Origin of the sequence: Halorubrum coriense DSM 10284 (assembly GCF_000337035.1) — an archaeon.
In the GTDB taxonomy this organism is placed as follows: Archaea; Halobacteriota; Halobacteria; order Halobacteriales; family Haloferacaceae; genus Halorubrum; species Halorubrum coriense.
The window spans coordinates 41867-56339 of record NZ_AOJL01000008.1; the positions used below are offsets into that span (position 1 = coordinate 41867).

The window sequence follows — 14473 nt, forward strand, 5'->3', positions numbered from 1 at the left end:
GTTCACCCCCTCCGCTCGTCGCGACCGCTACGTCACGCCGCCCTCGCTCGTCGCGTACGCCTCGTGGGCGTCCGCGTCGAGGATCGCCTCGATCTCGTCGACGACTTCCAGCACGTCGGCGAAGGCGGTGTACGGCGCGGCCGGGCAGACGCGGACCACGTTCGGCGGGCGGAAGTCGACGATTACGCCCCGGTCGTTGAGCGCCGCGCTCAGCCGTTCTCCGTCCGGGTGTTCGAGGGCGACGTGGCCGCCGCGGGCGGCGTGCTCGCGGGGCGTTCCGACCGACACCGCCGGAAGCCGATCGTCGACGAGGGCGATGAGGAAGTCGGTGAGCGCGAGCGACTTCGCCCGCAAGCGGTCGATCCCGGCCTCGCGTAGGAGCTCGACCGACCCCTCAAGCGGCGCGGCCGAGAGCAGCGGCGGCGTGCCGATCTGCCACGCGCCGGCGGAGTCGGCCGCGGTGAAGGTCATGTTCATCTCGAACTGCGTCGCCTTCTCGTGGCCCCACCACCCCGCGAGGGCGGGGTCGAGCCCGTGGTGGCGCTCGGCGACGAACAGCGCGCCGATCGACCCGGGACCGGCGTTGAGGTACTTGTACGTGCACCACACCGCGAAGTCGACGCCGGCCGCGTCGAACTCGTGCGGGACCGCGCCCGCCGAGTGGGCCGCGTCGAAGCCGGCGTACGCGCCCGCCTCGTGGGCGGCCGCCGCGATCCGCTCGACGTCGAACAGCTGTCCCGACCGGTACAGCGCGGTCGGCATGAAGACGATCCCGACGTCGTCGTGCGCCGCCAGCGCGGCCTCGACGTCGCGGGGGTCGATCGTCCGCCCGTCGCGGCTCGGAACGACCCGGAGCTTCTCGTCCGGGTCGATTCCGCGTTGCCGCAGCTGCGCCCGGAGCGCGTAGTGGTCGGAGGGGAAGTCGAGCTCGTTGACGAGGACCGCGGGCTCGACCGCGGGGTCCCAGCTCCCGTCCGCGGCCGCGACCCCCTCGCGTTCCGGGCCGTTCCCGGCCAGCAGCTCGTCGAGGAACGTCCCGACGAGCGTGTGGACGTTCACTGTGATCGAGTTGCCGACGACCACCTCGCTCGGCGACGCGCCCACCAGCGGGGCGAGCGCGTCGCCGAGCCGTTCGCCGACGCCGAACCACGGCGGGTCGGCGTCGGTCCACCCGGCGATCAGCAGGTCGCGCCACTCGTCGACCACGCGGTCGAGGCTCGCGAGGGCGGCGTCGCTCGCGGGGCCGAGCGAGTTCCCGTCCATGTAGAGCACGTCGTCGGGGACTCGGTAGCGGTCCGCGAACGACGCGAGCGGGTCGCTCTCGTCGAGGCGGGCGGCGAGCACCNGAGCACCGCGGGGTCGGTGTCGGCCGCCGCGCCGTCGCCGCCGAGCCCCTCGCCCGCGAGCGCCTCCCGGGCGGGAGCGTACGGATCGTCCATACACGAAGACACCGCGCCGGCGACTAATCGTTACCGGGGTCGGCCGAGTTTCCCGGGGCCGCGGAGCGGGCTACTCGACGATGTCTATCGCGGGCCGGCCCGGTTCCGCCTTGCTGACGACGCCCTCGTCTGCGTCCGCGGCGCGCTCGACGCGGACGGGCGCGTCGAATTCGCGCTCGATCAGCCACGCGGCCGCGCGCAGGGCGTCGTACTCGGCGTCGCCGTCGAGCGTCTCGCGGAGCGCCTCGCGGTTCGCTTGGAGGTCCTGCCCGTACGAGGCGGCGTCGTCGCCCCGCTCGCGGATGTGGCTCTCGGCCATCAGCTCCGAGATCAGGTTGTCGGCGTCGCTGTCGATCGCGATCTCCAGCGCGTCGTACTTCCAGTCGGGCGCGACGACCACGTCGATCCGCTCGGGGTCGTCGATCCCGGCGACCTCGACGATGTCGCGCACGTCCTCCCGGGTGTTCGCCACCAGCCGCCGCCGTCGCTCGACCGTCTCGCGGTCGACGCTCGCGGTCGGCCAGTCGGCCTCCGCGACGAAGCCGTCGCGCCCGAGCGTCTCCCACAGCTCCTCGGCGAGGTGGGGCGCGACGGGCGCGAGCAGGCGGACCGCGACGTCGACGCCGCGCTCGAAGACGGCCGGGTGCGGGTCGGCGTGCCCGCGGTAGCTCCGCAGGGTGCGGACCAGCTCCTGCGCCTCCCGCAGCGCCACGTTGAACGTCAGGTCGTCGTACTCCGCGCCGGCGATGGCGACCGCGGCGTCGGTCTCGTCGGCGACGTAGTCGTCGATGGTGTCGCGGCCGGCGTCGGGGTCGGCCGTCGCCGCCTCGCCGGCGGCGTACGCCTCGACGAGGTCGCTGAGGCGGGTCAGGAACCGGTGGGTGGACCTGACGCCCTCCTCGGACCAGTCGAAGTCGCGCTCGGGCTGGGCGGCCTCCATCATGAACAGCCGCGCGGTGTCGGCCCCGTACTCGTCGACGATCCGCTGCGGCGAGACGACGTTCCCCTTCGACTTGGACATCTTCTCGCCCTCCAGCTGGACCATCCCCTGCGCCAGTAGGTTCGTGAACGGCTCGCGGTGGTCGAGCCCCTCCTCGTCGGCGAGCACCTTGGTGAAGAACCGCGAGTACAGCAGGTGCATCACGGCGTGTTCGATCCCGCCGACGTACTGGTCGACCGGCATCCAGTCGTTCGCGCGGTCGGGATCGAAGGGAGCGTCCGTCAGGTCGGGCGAGACGTACCGCAGGAAGTACCACGAGGAGTCGACGAACGTGTCCATCGTGTCCGTCTCGCGGGTCGCGGGGCCGCCGCAGTCGGGGCAGGTCGTCTCCTGCCACTCGTCGGCGGCGTCCAGCGGGTTCCCGGTCGTGTTGATGAACTCCGGCAGTTCGACCGGCAGGTCCTCGTCGGGGACCTGGACCGCGCCGCAGTCGTCGCAGTGGACGATCGGGATCGGCGTCCCCCAGTAGCGCTGGCGGGAGATGCCCCAGTCGCGCAGGCGGTACTGCGTCGTCTCGCTCGCGCCCTCGGTGTCGGCCGTGATCCGCTCGCGCGCGGTCTCGCTGCCGAGGCCGCTGTACTCGCCGGAGTCGATCACGACCCCGTCGTCGGTGAACGCGGCGTCCTCCACGTCCGGGGCGTCCGGGACGGTCTCGCCGTCCCAGTCGTCCGGCTCCGGCGCGATCACGGGGCGGATCTCGACGCCCTTCTCCGTCGCGAACGCGTGGTCGCGCTCGTCGTGGCCGGGCACGGCCATCAGCGCGCCCGTCCCCACGTCCGAGAGGACGAAGTCGGCGACGTAGACGGGGATCTCCTCGCCCGTGACCGGGTTGGTCGCGGTGAGGCCGGTCTCGACGCCGTTCGGCTCGTCGCCGTCGGGGTCGGCCTCCTCCTCGACGAATCGCCGGACGTCGGCGTCCTCCTCGGCCAGCTCCTCGGCGATCGGGTGGTCGGGGGCGATCGCGAAGAACGTCGCGCCGTGGATGGTGTCGATCCGGGTCGTGAACGCGGTAGTGGGACCGTGGCCCTCGATTTCGAAGTCGACCTCGCTGCCGTACTGCCGGCCGATCCAGTTGCGCTGCATCTGTCGGACGGAGTCGGGCCACCCCTCCAGCTCGTCGATGGCCTCCAGCAGCTCGTCCGCGTACTCGGTTATCTTCAGGAACCACTGGTCGAGCTCGCGGGTCTCGACGGGGGTGTCACACCGCCAGCACAGCTCCGCGTCCCCCTCGACCTGCTCGTCGGCGAGGACGGTCTCGCAGGAGGGACACCAGTTCACCTCGGCGTCGCGGCGCTCGACGAGGCCGGCGTCGCGGAAGCGGCCGAACAGCCACTGGTTCCACCGGTAGTAGTCGGGCGTACAGGTGGTGACCTCGCGGTCCCAGTCGTAGCCGAACCCCATCGACTTCATCTGGCCCCGCATCGTGTCGATACAGTCGAACGTCCAGTCGCGGGGGTTGGTGTCTCGCTCCTTCGCGGCGTTCTCGGCGGGCAGGCCGAACGCGTCCCACCCCATCGGGTGGAGGACGTCGTCGCCGCGCATCCGCCGGTAGCGGGCGTACGCGTCGGTGATCGTGTAGTTTCGGACGTGGCCCATGTGGAGCTTCCCGGACGGGTACGGGTACATGCCGAGGACGTACGTCGGGTCGTCCGCGTCGTCCGGGACGCGGTACACGTCGGCGTCGTCCCACGCCTCCTGCCAGCGTTCTTCGACCGTCGCGTGGTCGTATCCCTCCTGAGACATCTGCTTATATACTCGTGGTCGGGTCGGCGTCGTATAGCTTTCCATCCAGTGGTGCGCCGTGCCACACCGCCTCGCGGGCGGCGAGCGCGTCGCCGCCGGGACCGCTCCGAACGCCTACAGTTTCTCGGAGTTCTGGGCCTGTTCGACCCGGCGGGTCGCCTGCTCGACCCGCTTTCCGGTCGCGTTCGCGAGCCCGGGCGGGAGCCCCTCGCGCGCGGCCGCGAGCCGCTCCTCGATCCGGGCGATCCGGTCGAGCACGTTCGCCAGCTGGCGCTCCGTCCCCTCGGCGTCGCCCTCGCGGGCACGTTCCTCGGCCCGCTCCGCGGCGTCGACCGCGGCGGCCAGCGCCCGCTCGAGCCCGTTGACCGCGTTCGACGGGCCGCCGTCGCCGCCGTTGCCTCCGCCTCCGCTCCCGCCGCCAGCGTCGTCGTCGCCGTCGTCGCTCTCGGCCGCCGCGGCCGCGACCGCCGCGCGCGTCTCCTCGGCCACGTCGGCGACGTAGCCGGCGAGCGGGGCCGCTCCGGTCTCCGGGCGCTCGATCCGGATCGGGTCGCCGCCGTCGGCGTCCGAGTCGTCGCTCCCGCCGTCTCCCGACGCCGACGGATCGGGGTTGACCCGGTACGCGCCGACCTCGTCGTCGGCGTCGCGGACCTCCGTCGTGTACGCGCCGCCGCCGTGGACGTAGACGGCGTCGCTCCCGTCGATCGCGGAGTCGTAGATCCGCCCGGCGAAGTCGTCCTCCACCGCGGTCCGGGTCAGGTCGACGTCGCTGTCCTCGTCGGAGAGCTCGACCTTCCGGGCGCTCTCGCGGGCGACGAGCGGGACCTCGCCCTCGACGCCCGCGGTCGTCACCGACTCGTCCGCAGAGACGGTCAGGCGCTCGCTGTGCGGCGCTTGGCCGGCGGCGTTGACCGTGAACCGGTGGTCGCCCTCGGGGACGCCGTTCGCGACCGCCACGCCGCCGGCGAACGTCGGCACCGCCTCGGGGTCGCTCTCGATCAGGGCGACCGACTCGACGGTCGACTCCGTCGTCGTCAGTCCCTCGCCGTCGGGGGCCTCGTCGGTCTCCGTCGCCGTCGTGACGCGGGCGACGACGGCGTCGAGCGCGCCGGCCGCGTCGTCGGCGAACGACGGGTCGTCGGCGATGGCGTCGTACCGGGCCGCCATCTCCGACCGGTGGTTCCCGGCGGTGACGTCGAGCGCGGGGTTCTCGTAGCGGGGCTGCTCCCACGGGACGCCGGTGGTGGTGATGTGGCTCGCGACGGCGTCCTCGACGGCCTGCGGCACCGCGAACTCGAAGCTGAGCTGCGGGCCCGTGAACGCCGCGATGTCCTCCAGTTCGGCGCTCTCCACCAGCTCGTACTCGACGACCGACTCGGCGACCTCGTCGGCGAGCGCGGCGTCCTCGCCGTCGGCCGGCCGCTCGGCGTGCCGGAAGGCGATTCCGGTCTCGCGGAGCGGCAGGTCGGTCGGCGGCGACCGGAGCGCGTTGAGCGAGCGGATCGCCAGCGCGCCGTCGACCAGCGACTCCTCGGAGACCGACGGCAGGTCCGGGTGCTCGTAGATCGGCTCGCCCTCGTACTCGGGGACGACGAACGGGAGCCGCGCCCCCTCGTCGCGGGGGAGGCCGTAGGCGATCGGGATCCCCAGCAGGTCCTCGACGGTGTCTATCGTCGTGTTCGTGATGTCCGCGAGCAGTCCCGCCTCTCCGACGCGCTGGAAGCTGTCGGCCGCCTCGTTGACCGAGAGCGTGCTGGAGTGCGAGCCGAGTTCGGGGAGGATCCGCGGGACGACCTCGGGGTCCGGGTCGAGGAACTCGTTGTTCGGGACGCTCCGGGAGTGCGAGCTGGCGACGTACAGCTGCGGCTCGCCCGTGTCGAGGTCGACGAAGACGTGGAGCACCTCCCAGTCGTGCCAGTGGAAGTTCGCGGTGAACTGGTCGAACGCGGAGTAGAGCCAGAACTGGACGACCGCCAGCGGGGAGTCCTCGTACCGCATCCCGTTGTAGAACACCGTCGGGTCCGGCGGCTCGCCCGCCTCGTCGTACCGCTCGTGGTAGCCGTCGAACGCGGCGAACCCGTCGACGACCGTCTCGCCGTCCTCCTCGGTCGCGTACGGCCGCGGGTCGGTCGGATACCACGGCTCGGCGGTGTCGAAGTACAGCGTCGGCGCGAACCGCGCCGCGAGCTCGTCGAGCCGGTCGGGGCCGAGCCCGGTCGTCGACGCGTCGCTCGGCTTCGAGCCGGAGCAGCCGGCCGCCGCGGCGCTTCCGGCCCCCGCGAGCGCGCCGAGGACGGTCCGGCGGTCGACGCCCTTCGCGGGCGACCCGTCGGACCCGTCGCCCGGTTCGACCCCGTTCGCGCCGCCGTCGGCGTCGGCGTCCCGATCCATGGTCACGGGCGACGAGAGCCGGACGAATAACACTTCTGCCGGCGGCGAGCTCTCGTTCCGCTCGGCTGTCACGTCCCCCGACCGGCCGGAGAGATGTCCGACACGACGGCGTCGACGCCGGCGGCCGCGACCGCCTCGTACTCCCGGTCCAAGGTGACCGTCCACGGGAACACCCGGAGTCCGGCGTCCGCGGCCCGCGAGACGATGTCCGTTCGGAGGCAGAGCTCGTACCGCGGCGACACCGCCGCACAGCCCGACTCGCTCGCCGTCTCGATCATCCCCGCCACGTCCTGCGGCGGGTACGCCCACTCCGGGACCGTGACTCCGCCTCGTCCCCCCGGAATGACCGGTCGGAGGAGCCGCGCCGGGACGGACTCGCGGACGCCGTAGACGGTCGGTACTGTCGGGTCGGCCGCGGCCGCCGCCTCGATCACCGCGGGGTCGTCGGCGGTGACGGCGAGGTCGTGGTCGCGCGCCGCGCCGGCCGCGACCGCGTCGGCCGCGACGCCCCGTTCCTTCAGGTCGAGCAGGACCCACGCGTCCGCCGGCACGGCGTCGAGCGCCCGCGCGAGCGTCGGCACGGGTTCCCCCGACCCCTCGACCGAGAGCTCCGCGAGCCGGTCCGCCGAGGTCCGGTCGACGCGACCGGTCGCGTCCGTCACCCGCCCCAGCGTCGCGTCGTGGAAGACGACGAGCTCGCCCGTCCCGCAGCGGCGCACGTCGAGCTCGATCCGGTCGACGACGGCCGTCGCCGCCTCGACCGCCGCGACCGTGTTCTCCGGGTGTTCGGCCGCGAAGCCGCGGTGCGCGATGAGTGGGGGACCGTTCGTACCGCCCCCTTCGGCGTCATCGTCGCTCCTGCGGGTGGCGCAGCCGGCCAGCGCGGTCGACCCGGCCGCCGCGACCGCGCCGACCCCGAGCGACCCGCCGCGCCGGAGCACCGCTCTGCGGGTCGCTCTCGACCTTGCGTCGGATTCGGGCGGGTCGACGTCGTTCACGGCGGGCTCCGGCCGTGACGTTCGGAGCCACGGACAAAAGTCCGTGGGCGCGGACCGAACCGGGCGGCGTCGCCCGCGGGAGAAGGTATTTGCGGGCGGCCGCCCGACTTCGGCGCATGGACGGGAAGAAGGTCCTCTACTACGCGGCGATCGCGATCGCGGTGTTGATCGGGGTCAGCGTCGTCGCATCCGCCCTGTTGACTCTCGTATCCACGGTCATCTCCGGGATCGTCTCGCTCGCGGTGCTGGCGGGGATCGCCTACGTCGCGTATAAGACCGGCTCGTGGCTCCTCGGAGGCGACGACTCGCCGTCGATGGACTCGCTCGGCTCGGGCTCCTCCCGGTCGACCTCGGCCGACGCCGGGAGCAGCCGGCAGGACCGCCTCCGACAGCAGTACGTCGAGGGGCAGATCAGCGAGGCGGAGTTCGAGCGCCGGATCGGCGAGGAGTTAGAGACCGAGGAGCTCGACGAGATCGACCGCGAACTCGAACGGGAGCGGTAGCCTCCGGTCGGCGGCCTCCGCGGCCTCTCAGAACCGCTCGCGGAGCTCCTCGCGCAGGTCGTCGACGCCGAGGTCTTTCATCGCGAACAGCACGAGCAGGTGGTAGACGAGGTCGGCGCTCTCGTAGGTGAGCTCCTCGCGGTCGTCGTCTTTCGCCGCGAGGATCGCCTCCGTCGTCTCCTCGCCGATCTTCTCTAAGACGGCGTTCTCGCCCTTCTCGTGGGTGAAGAGGGAGGCGGTGTACGACCCTTCGGGGAGCTCCTCCCGCCGCGACTCGATGGTGGCGAACAGCTCGTCGAGGACCGCCTCGCTCGGGACGTCAGACGCCTCCTCGTCCGGCCCGCCCGAGGTCGCCTCCTCCTCGGTCGAGTCGCTCACGCGAGCACCTCCCGATCGGGGAAGAAGGCGAGGTCGTGGATCCGCGGGTCGTCGGTGAGCTCCGGGTGGAACGCGGTGGCGACGACCGGCCCGTCGCGCACCGCGACCGGGCGACCGTCGACCGCGGCGAGCGTCTCGACGCCCGCGCCCACGTCGTCGATCGCCGGCGCGCGAATGAACACGGCATGGAAGGGGTCGTCGAGGCCGTCGACCGGGATCTTCGCCTCGAAGGAGTCCTTCTGTCGCCCGAACGCGTTGCGGTCGACGGAGACGTCGACAAGCCCCAGCGGCTCGACGCGGTCGTCCTTCGCGTCGGTCGAGCAGACGATGAGCCCGGCGCAGGTGGCGAGGATCGGCTTCCCGGCCGCGACGTGGTCGCGGATCTCCGCCGCGATCCCCTCCCGCTGGATCAGCCGCGAGATGGTCGTCGACTCCCCGCCCGGCATCAGGAGGACGTCGCAGTCGGGCACGGTCCCGGAGTCCCGGATCTCGACGACCTCCGCGGACTCGTCGTGGGCGGCCGCGGCGTTGCGGACGGCGGCGGCGTGTTCGGCCACGTCGCCCTGAACGGCGATGACGCCTGCTTTCATACGGATCGATGGGGCCGGCGCGTGGAAAAAGGGCGCGCTACGCGACCGGGTGGGTCGTCGGGAGAACGGGAGCGGTGGCGGGCGTTACGCGACCGTCAGCGAGAGGATCTGGACGAACACGCCGAAGAGGACGCAGAACGCGAGGACCGTCTTGGGGTCGATCGCGATGGCGTTCCGGTCCTCGTTCTCGAAGTAGCGGACCAGTCCCGCACTGGACATCAGTCCGCCGGAGTTGGAACCACTCATATCGACTTCTGGACTGCGACGCGTCCTAAACGTTTCGTTCGCCGCTCGGACCGCGGTCAGCGCCGTCGCCGCGCAGTCGGCAGGATAAGGTCGCTGCCTCTCCGCACCCGCCGAGATCTGGTCGCCGTCGCCGCCGCGCGGTCGCCCGGTTAGGCCGCTGGGTGCGGGCCGCGTGGAACCCGCACACGCACAAGTGGGAAACCCTTATGCGCGGGCCGGCGGTAGTTGACTCCGACTATGACCGTCCGACTGCTGGACTTCCACGCCGAGTGGTGCGGCCCGTGTAAGACCCAAGACCCCATCCTAGAGGAGATTCAGGAGGACCTCGGCGACGCGTTCGAGCTCCAGAAAGTCGACGTCGACGAGGAGCAGGACGTCGCCAACCAGTACCAGGTCCGCTCGCTGCCGACGCTCATCGTCGAGAACGACGACGGCGTCGTCGACCGCTTCGTCGGCGTCACGCAGCGCGAGGACATCGAGGCCGCCCTCTCGGAAGCGGGCGCCTGACCCCGGTCTCGCTCGGTAACGCTCTTTCCCCGCGGCCGCCGGTTTCGCGTCACTTCTCCGCCGGCGAGTCGCCTTCCGGACGCGCGACCGCCAGCCGCGGCGTCTCGCAACCTTTTACAGCACCGCACGCCCAGAGAGGGTATGGCCAAATTCGACGCCGCCGAACGCCGCATGCTCGACCGACAGATCTGTATGCGCTGTAACGCTCGCAACGCCTCCGAGGCCGAGCGCTGCCGCAAGTGCGGCTACACGAAGCTCCGCCCGAAGGCGACCGAGCGCCGCGCGGCCTGATCGGCGCGCTCCGGGCCGCGTTCGGCCCTTTTCGCGACCGTTCTCTTCCCTCGAACAGCGGTGCTCTTCTCTCTCGGCTCTCCTACCATTCCTCCCCTCCGGGCCGACCGGCACCTCGCGCCCGACCCGCGTTCAGTCGTCGTACTTCGGCTCGCGGCGCTCGGCGCGGTCGGTCGCGCGCTCGATGACTTCCCGGAGGGTGTCCGGGCCGTCGGCGGCGCGGTAGACGTCGCCGTGGCCGGGGAACATCGCCCCTGCGGTGTCCGGCAGTCGGTCGAGGATCTCGTGTAGGCTCTCGATCAGGCGCTCGCGCGACTGGCCGGCCATGTCGGTCCGGCCGAACGAGCCGTCGTCGAACGCGCCGTCGTTGTAGACGACCACGTCGCCGGAGTAGAGTCGCTCGTCGCCGACGAGCGCGACGTGGTCGTCGGCGTGCCCCGGCGTGTAGACGACCTCGCAGTCCTCGTCGCCGACGCGGACCGCGTCGCCGTCTCCGAGCGCGGCGTCGCGGTGGGGGTGATCGGCGTACGCGAGCACCTCCGGGTCGAAGCGCTCGACCACGGCGTCGAGCTCGCCCACGTGGTCGCGGTGCTGGTGCGTGATCACGACGCGGTCGAGGCCGTCGACGCCGGCGTCGGCGAGCGCGTCGGCGACCACGTCGTCCACGCCCGGCATCGTCCCGGCGTCGACGAGCGTCGTCTCGTCGCCGACGACGAGGTACGCGTTACAGGTGAACTCCTCCGCGTCCGTGGTGACGGTGATCGGCTCCATGACCGTACTCGCTCGCGGAGCGACAAAAGCGTACAGCCGCGCCCCAGTGAGCGCTCTCGGGCCCGCTGCCGGCCGTGGATTTATCACTCACCCCTTGTTAGTCTCATACACATATGGGCTTCGGCAGCTACGACGAGTCCGAACAGGAGAATCAGGACCTGGACGCGGACTTCGACGACGACGACGGCGTCCAGGCTGCCCAAGAGACCCACGAGGGGTCAGTCGACTACGAGCCCGGGGCCTCGAACGACGAGCTTCTCGACCGGCTCCAGGAGATCAAGTCCGAGGACGCGTGAGTGAACCCGCCGAGCCGCGCGCTCGGCCTCGCCTTCTCCGACGCCCGCGACGCGAGCCACGCGGCCGGCGTCGTCGTCCGCGCCGACGGGAGCCCGGACGGCTTCGCGTTCGCGCGGTGTACCGTCGGCGGCACCGACGCGACCGACGCGGTGATCGACTGCTGGCGCGCGCTCGACCGCGAGGACGTCCGTCACGTAGTCTGCGCGGGGGTCGCGCCGGCGTGGTTCAACATCCTCGACCTCGACCGCCTCTCCGAGTCGCTCGACCGCCCCGTCTACGCCGTGAGCTACGAGGCGAGCCCCGGGCTCGAACCGGCGCTCCGCGACGCGTTCGACGGCGAGGCGCTCGCCGACCGACTCGCGACGTACCGGTCGCTCCCGCCTCGCGTTCCGGTCGACGGCACAGACTCGGACCGGCCCCGCTTCGTCCGCGCGGTCGGCATCGAGCCGGAGCGCGCCGCCGCGGCGATCCGGGGACTCACCCGAGACGGGTCCCGACGCTGCGAGCCGCTCCGGGTCGCGGCGCTCGCCGCGAGCGCGCACCGCGAGGCGGTGACGGGCGGGTGAGACTCCTCGGCGAACGGACCGGTTCGACCGACGCTACTTAGACGACCGCGCCCGGAGCCGTGTGTATGAGTGAATACGGCGGCGACGGGGGCGCGCTCGACGAGGACCTCCGGGTCCCGGCCTGCGAGCGATGTCCGGCGCTGGTGGAGTCGCGGAGCCGGATCGTCGACGGCGTCGGCCCGACGGACGCGGACCTGCTGTTCGTCGGCGAGGGGCCGGGCGCGACTGAGGACGAAGAAGGGGAGCCGTTCGTGGGGCGGTCGGGCGACGTGCTCGACGAGGCGCTGCGTGACGCGGGGCTCGCCCGCGCCGACGTGCGGATCACGAACTGCGTGCGCTGTCGCCCGCCCGACAACCGCGACCCGACGACCGAGGAGCTGGTGAACTGCCGCGGCCACCTCGAGAGCGAGATCGACCGGCTCGACCCGGAACTGATCGTGACCCTCGGGAAGGTGCCCAGCGAGCACCTCCTCGACCGCTCGGTCGCGATCACCGGCGAGTCGGGCGACGTGGTCGACGCGCGGCTCGCCGGCGCGTCGCGGCGCGTGCTGCTCTCCGTCCACCCCGCGGCGACCCTGTACGACCGGAGCCAGCGCGACGGCTTTTTCGAGACGATCGGCCGGGCCGCCGAACTGAGCGGCGTCGGCGACCGGGGAGAAGGCGGCGGCGACGGGCAGTCCCGTCTCGGCGAATTCTGAGTCGGCAGTCGACGACCCCGAGTGCGACGGTCGTTCGGTATCTATATAGAAAACATAGAAAACGATTAGTCACGCGAACGAAAGTATAGGCTGTATGTCCGACAACAAGTGGTCGGCGAATCGGCGAACATTTGTCAAGACCGCGGGGGCGGGCGGCGTGGTCGCACTCGCTGGGTGTTCTGGGGGTGACGATGGCGCCGACGGCGGATCGGGAGGCGACGACGGCAGTTCGGACGGCGGCACCGCCGGAGACTCCGGAAACTCTGCGACGGAGATCACGTGGGTGTTGAACCCCGCGGAGGAGGAGATCGATATTCAGGTACAGTATCAGCCGCTGTTCGAGTATCTAGAGTCCGAGGCCAACATTGAGATCGTCGAACAGCCGACTGCGAGCTACTCCGGGACTGCCCAAGAGCTTCGACGGGCCGCGGAAGGCGATCGACTCTTCGCCGACGTGTCACCGGGCGCAGTCGCGCAGATCCCGAACGAACTCGACGTGACCGGGATGCGAGTGGCGTATGGCGCGGAGCAGTACTTCTCGCTCATCACGACGACTCCGGATAGCGAGATCGAGTCGCTTTCTGATCTTGAAGACGAGGTCGTCGCATCGGCCGCGCCGACCTCGGTTTCCGGAACGTTGTTCCCGCTGTACATGCTGAGCAACGCCGGACTCGACATCGGGAGCGCCCCCTCCGGCTCCCCGGAAGACTTCGAGCTTCGGACTTCGGACCACACCACTGCCCGAGAACAGCTCATCCAGGACGACCGGATCGCGGCCGCCGGAACGGGTGCGTTCTCCACGGCCGCGCACGTCTCGAAAGAGCAGTTCGACGAGATGTCTCAGGACTTCGTCGACATCTCCTCCGAGTACGAGGGCGCCGGCGAAGCCGACCCCGAGCTTCAGCTGCTTGCGGTCTCCGATCCGATCCCGCGTGCGCCGATCGTGAGCAACGCTGCGTGGGGGGAGTCGCTCAAAGACGACCTCCGCCAGCTGATGGTCAATGCGCCTCAGGAGGCGTTTGAGCACGACTCACAGGCCGACATCGCTGAGGCCCTCAGTATCGACCCCGAGATCCTCGAGATGGAGGAGTCTGAACTTACCGAGGAACAGCAGGACGACTTAGAGCTGGTTGAGGCGCACTCCCTCTGGTTCAGCGGCGTTGTCGACGCGAGCGTCGAGGATTACGACCCCGTCGCGGAGCTCGGCCAAGAGCTCGGCCTAGAGTGGAGCGCGCTTTAGTCTGAGCGGCTACTCACTCCCCTTTCTTTATGACTTACATCGAAGTAGACGGTCTTACGAAACGGTTTGGCGACACGGTCGCGATCGATGACGTGTCCTTCGAGGTTCCCGCAGGAGAGTTCGTCATCGTGTTGGGCGTCTCGGGGTCCGGAAAGTCAACCCTGCTCCGGACGCTGAGCGGACTGCTCTCTCCGACGGAAGGTGAGATCCGGATCGACGGGGACGCCATGCTCGGACCTCGGCCGGAAGTCGCGATGATCTTCCAGCAGCACAACATCATCGGCGACATGACGGCGTACTCGAACTCGCTGTCCGGCGGTGTACACCGCGCCGGCTTCCTCTCTAGCGTTCTACAGCTTCAGGACACGCCGGAGAAACACCGCGCCCTCGACGCGCTCGACACCGTTGGACTTCTGAGCGAGGCCGAACAAAAGGCGCGAAGCATGAGCGGCGGCCAACAGCAGCGCGTCGGTATCGCCCGCGCGCTTGTCCAGCAGCCCAACGTCTTACTCGCCGACGAACCGGTCGCGAGCTTGGACCCCGGCAGCGCACAGAGCGTGATGGAGTACCTCCAGACTGCCTCCGACGACCGCGATCTGACGACCTTCTGTAGCCTCCATCAAGTGAACATTGCCCGGAAGTTCGGACACCGATTCATCGGCCTGCGAGACGGCGAGAAGGTGTTCGACGGATACCGGGACGAACTAACGATCGACGTCATCGACGACCTCTACGGCGACATCGACACCGAAGGAATGTTCGTCCGTGACGACGATGACGACGACGCCGCGACCGACGAGGTCGCGACGACGTGA

Annotated in this window: 15 protein-coding genes and 1 pseudogene; 8 read left to right on the top strand and 8 right to left on the bottom strand. The window is 70.7% G+C overall.

The features are described from left to right. Positions 1-27: 27 nt before the first annotated feature. From kynU to C464_RS01185, 4 genes and pseudogenes are all read right to left on the bottom strand, one after another. A pseudogene (gene kynU / locus C464_RS01170) lies at positions 28-1439 on the bottom strand (kynureninase). Positions 1440-1509: 70 nt separating this feature from the next. Then, the gene (gene leuS / locus C464_RS01175) at positions 1510-4182 is read right to left on the bottom strand and encodes a leucine--tRNA ligase (RefSeq protein ID WP_006111647.1); all 2673 of its coding nucleotides are present in this window, start codon (positions 4180-4182) and stop codon (positions 1510-1512) included. A gap of 114 nt (positions 4183-4296) precedes the next feature. Continuing rightward, positions 4297-6573, bottom strand: coding sequence for a hypothetical protein (locus tag C464_RS01180; RefSeq protein WP_049910742.1), 2277 nt, complete (start codon positions 6571-6573; stop codon positions 4297-4299). A gap of 68 nt (positions 6574-6641) precedes the next feature. Beyond that, positions 6642-7571: a glycerophosphodiester phosphodiesterase gene (locus C464_RS01185; RefSeq protein ID WP_049910743.1), complete on the bottom strand. Its 930-nt coding sequence runs from the start codon at positions 7569-7571 to the stop codon at positions 6642-6644. A 116-nt stretch (positions 7572-7687) separates the two neighbouring features. Between C464_RS01185 and C464_RS01190 the strand changes: the two genes are divergently transcribed. Further along, complete coding sequence (locus C464_RS01190; protein WP_006111650.1) at positions 7688-8074, top strand: DUF2062 domain-containing protein; 387 nt, start codon at positions 7688-7690, stop codon at positions 8072-8074. A gap of 27 nt (positions 8075-8101) precedes the next feature. Here the strand turns inward: C464_RS01190 and hisE are convergent, their stop codons facing one another. The 3 genes from hisE to C464_RS01205 form a co-directional block, all read right to left on the bottom strand. Continuing rightward, entirely contained in the window at positions 8102-8452 is a 351-nt protein-coding gene (gene hisE, locus C464_RS01195; RefSeq protein WP_006111651.1) for a phosphoribosyl-ATP diphosphatase, read from the bottom strand. Further along, the gene (pdxT, locus tag C464_RS01200; RefSeq protein ID WP_006111652.1) at positions 8449-9042 is read right to left on the bottom strand and encodes a pyridoxal 5'-phosphate synthase glutaminase subunit PdxT; all 594 of its coding nucleotides are present in this window, start codon (positions 9040-9042) and stop codon (positions 8449-8451) included. The genes hisE and pdxT overlap by 4 nt, the downstream gene beginning before the upstream one ends. A gap of 84 nt (positions 9043-9126) precedes the next feature. Next, positions 9127-9288: a preprotein translocase subunit Sec61beta gene (locus tag C464_RS01205; RefSeq protein ID WP_049910744.1), complete on the bottom strand. Its 162-nt coding sequence runs from the start codon at positions 9286-9288 to the stop codon at positions 9127-9129. A gap of 237 nt (positions 9289-9525) precedes the next feature. On the opposite strand from C464_RS01205, the gene C464_RS01210 reads away from it, so the two are divergent. Next, positions 9526-9795, top strand: coding sequence for a thioredoxin family protein (locus tag C464_RS01210; protein ID WP_006111654.1), 270 nt, complete (start codon positions 9526-9528; stop codon positions 9793-9795). A 141-nt stretch (positions 9796-9936) separates the two neighbouring features. Beyond that, positions 9937-10086 (top strand): 50S ribosomal protein L40e, encoded by a 150-nt coding sequence (locus C464_RS01215; RefSeq protein WP_006111655.1) that lies wholly within the window; start codon positions 9937-9939, stop codon positions 10084-10086. 132 nt (positions 10087-10218) lie between these two features. On the opposite strand, the gene C464_RS01220 is transcribed toward C464_RS01215, so the two are convergent. Beyond that, positions 10219-10857, bottom strand: coding sequence for an MBL fold metallo-hydrolase (locus C464_RS01220; RefSeq protein ID WP_006111656.1), 639 nt, complete (start codon positions 10855-10857; stop codon positions 10219-10221). Between the two features lie 113 nt (positions 10858-10970). On the opposite strand from C464_RS01220, the gene C464_RS01225 reads away from it, so the two are divergent. From C464_RS01225 to C464_RS01245, 5 genes are all read left to right on the top strand, one after another. After that, positions 10971-11153 (top strand): DUF5786 family protein, encoded by a 183-nt coding sequence (locus C464_RS01225; protein ID WP_006111657.1) that lies wholly within the window; start codon positions 10971-10973, stop codon positions 11151-11153. After that, positions 11154-11720: an endonuclease dU gene (locus tag C464_RS01230; RefSeq protein ID WP_006111658.1), complete on the top strand. Its 567-nt coding sequence runs from the start codon at positions 11154-11156 to the stop codon at positions 11718-11720. A gap of 65 nt (positions 11721-11785) precedes the next feature. Next, positions 11786-12418 carry a uracil-DNA glycosylase gene (locus C464_RS01235; RefSeq protein WP_006111659.1) on the top strand — a complete coding sequence of 211 codons (633 nt, stop codon included), beginning with the start codon at positions 11786-11788 and terminating at the stop codon, positions 12416-12418. A gap of 94 nt (positions 12419-12512) precedes the next feature. Next, a complete protein-coding gene (locus C464_RS01240) occupies positions 12513-13658 on the top strand; it encodes a phosphate/phosphite/phosphonate ABC transporter substrate-binding protein (protein WP_006111660.1) in 1146 nt (381 codons plus the stop codon). A gap of 29 nt (positions 13659-13687) precedes the next feature. Then, the gene (locus tag C464_RS01245; protein WP_049910745.1) at positions 13688-14473 is read left to right on the top strand and encodes a phosphonate ABC transporter ATP-binding protein; all 786 of its coding nucleotides are present in this window, start codon (positions 13688-13690) and stop codon (positions 14471-14473) included.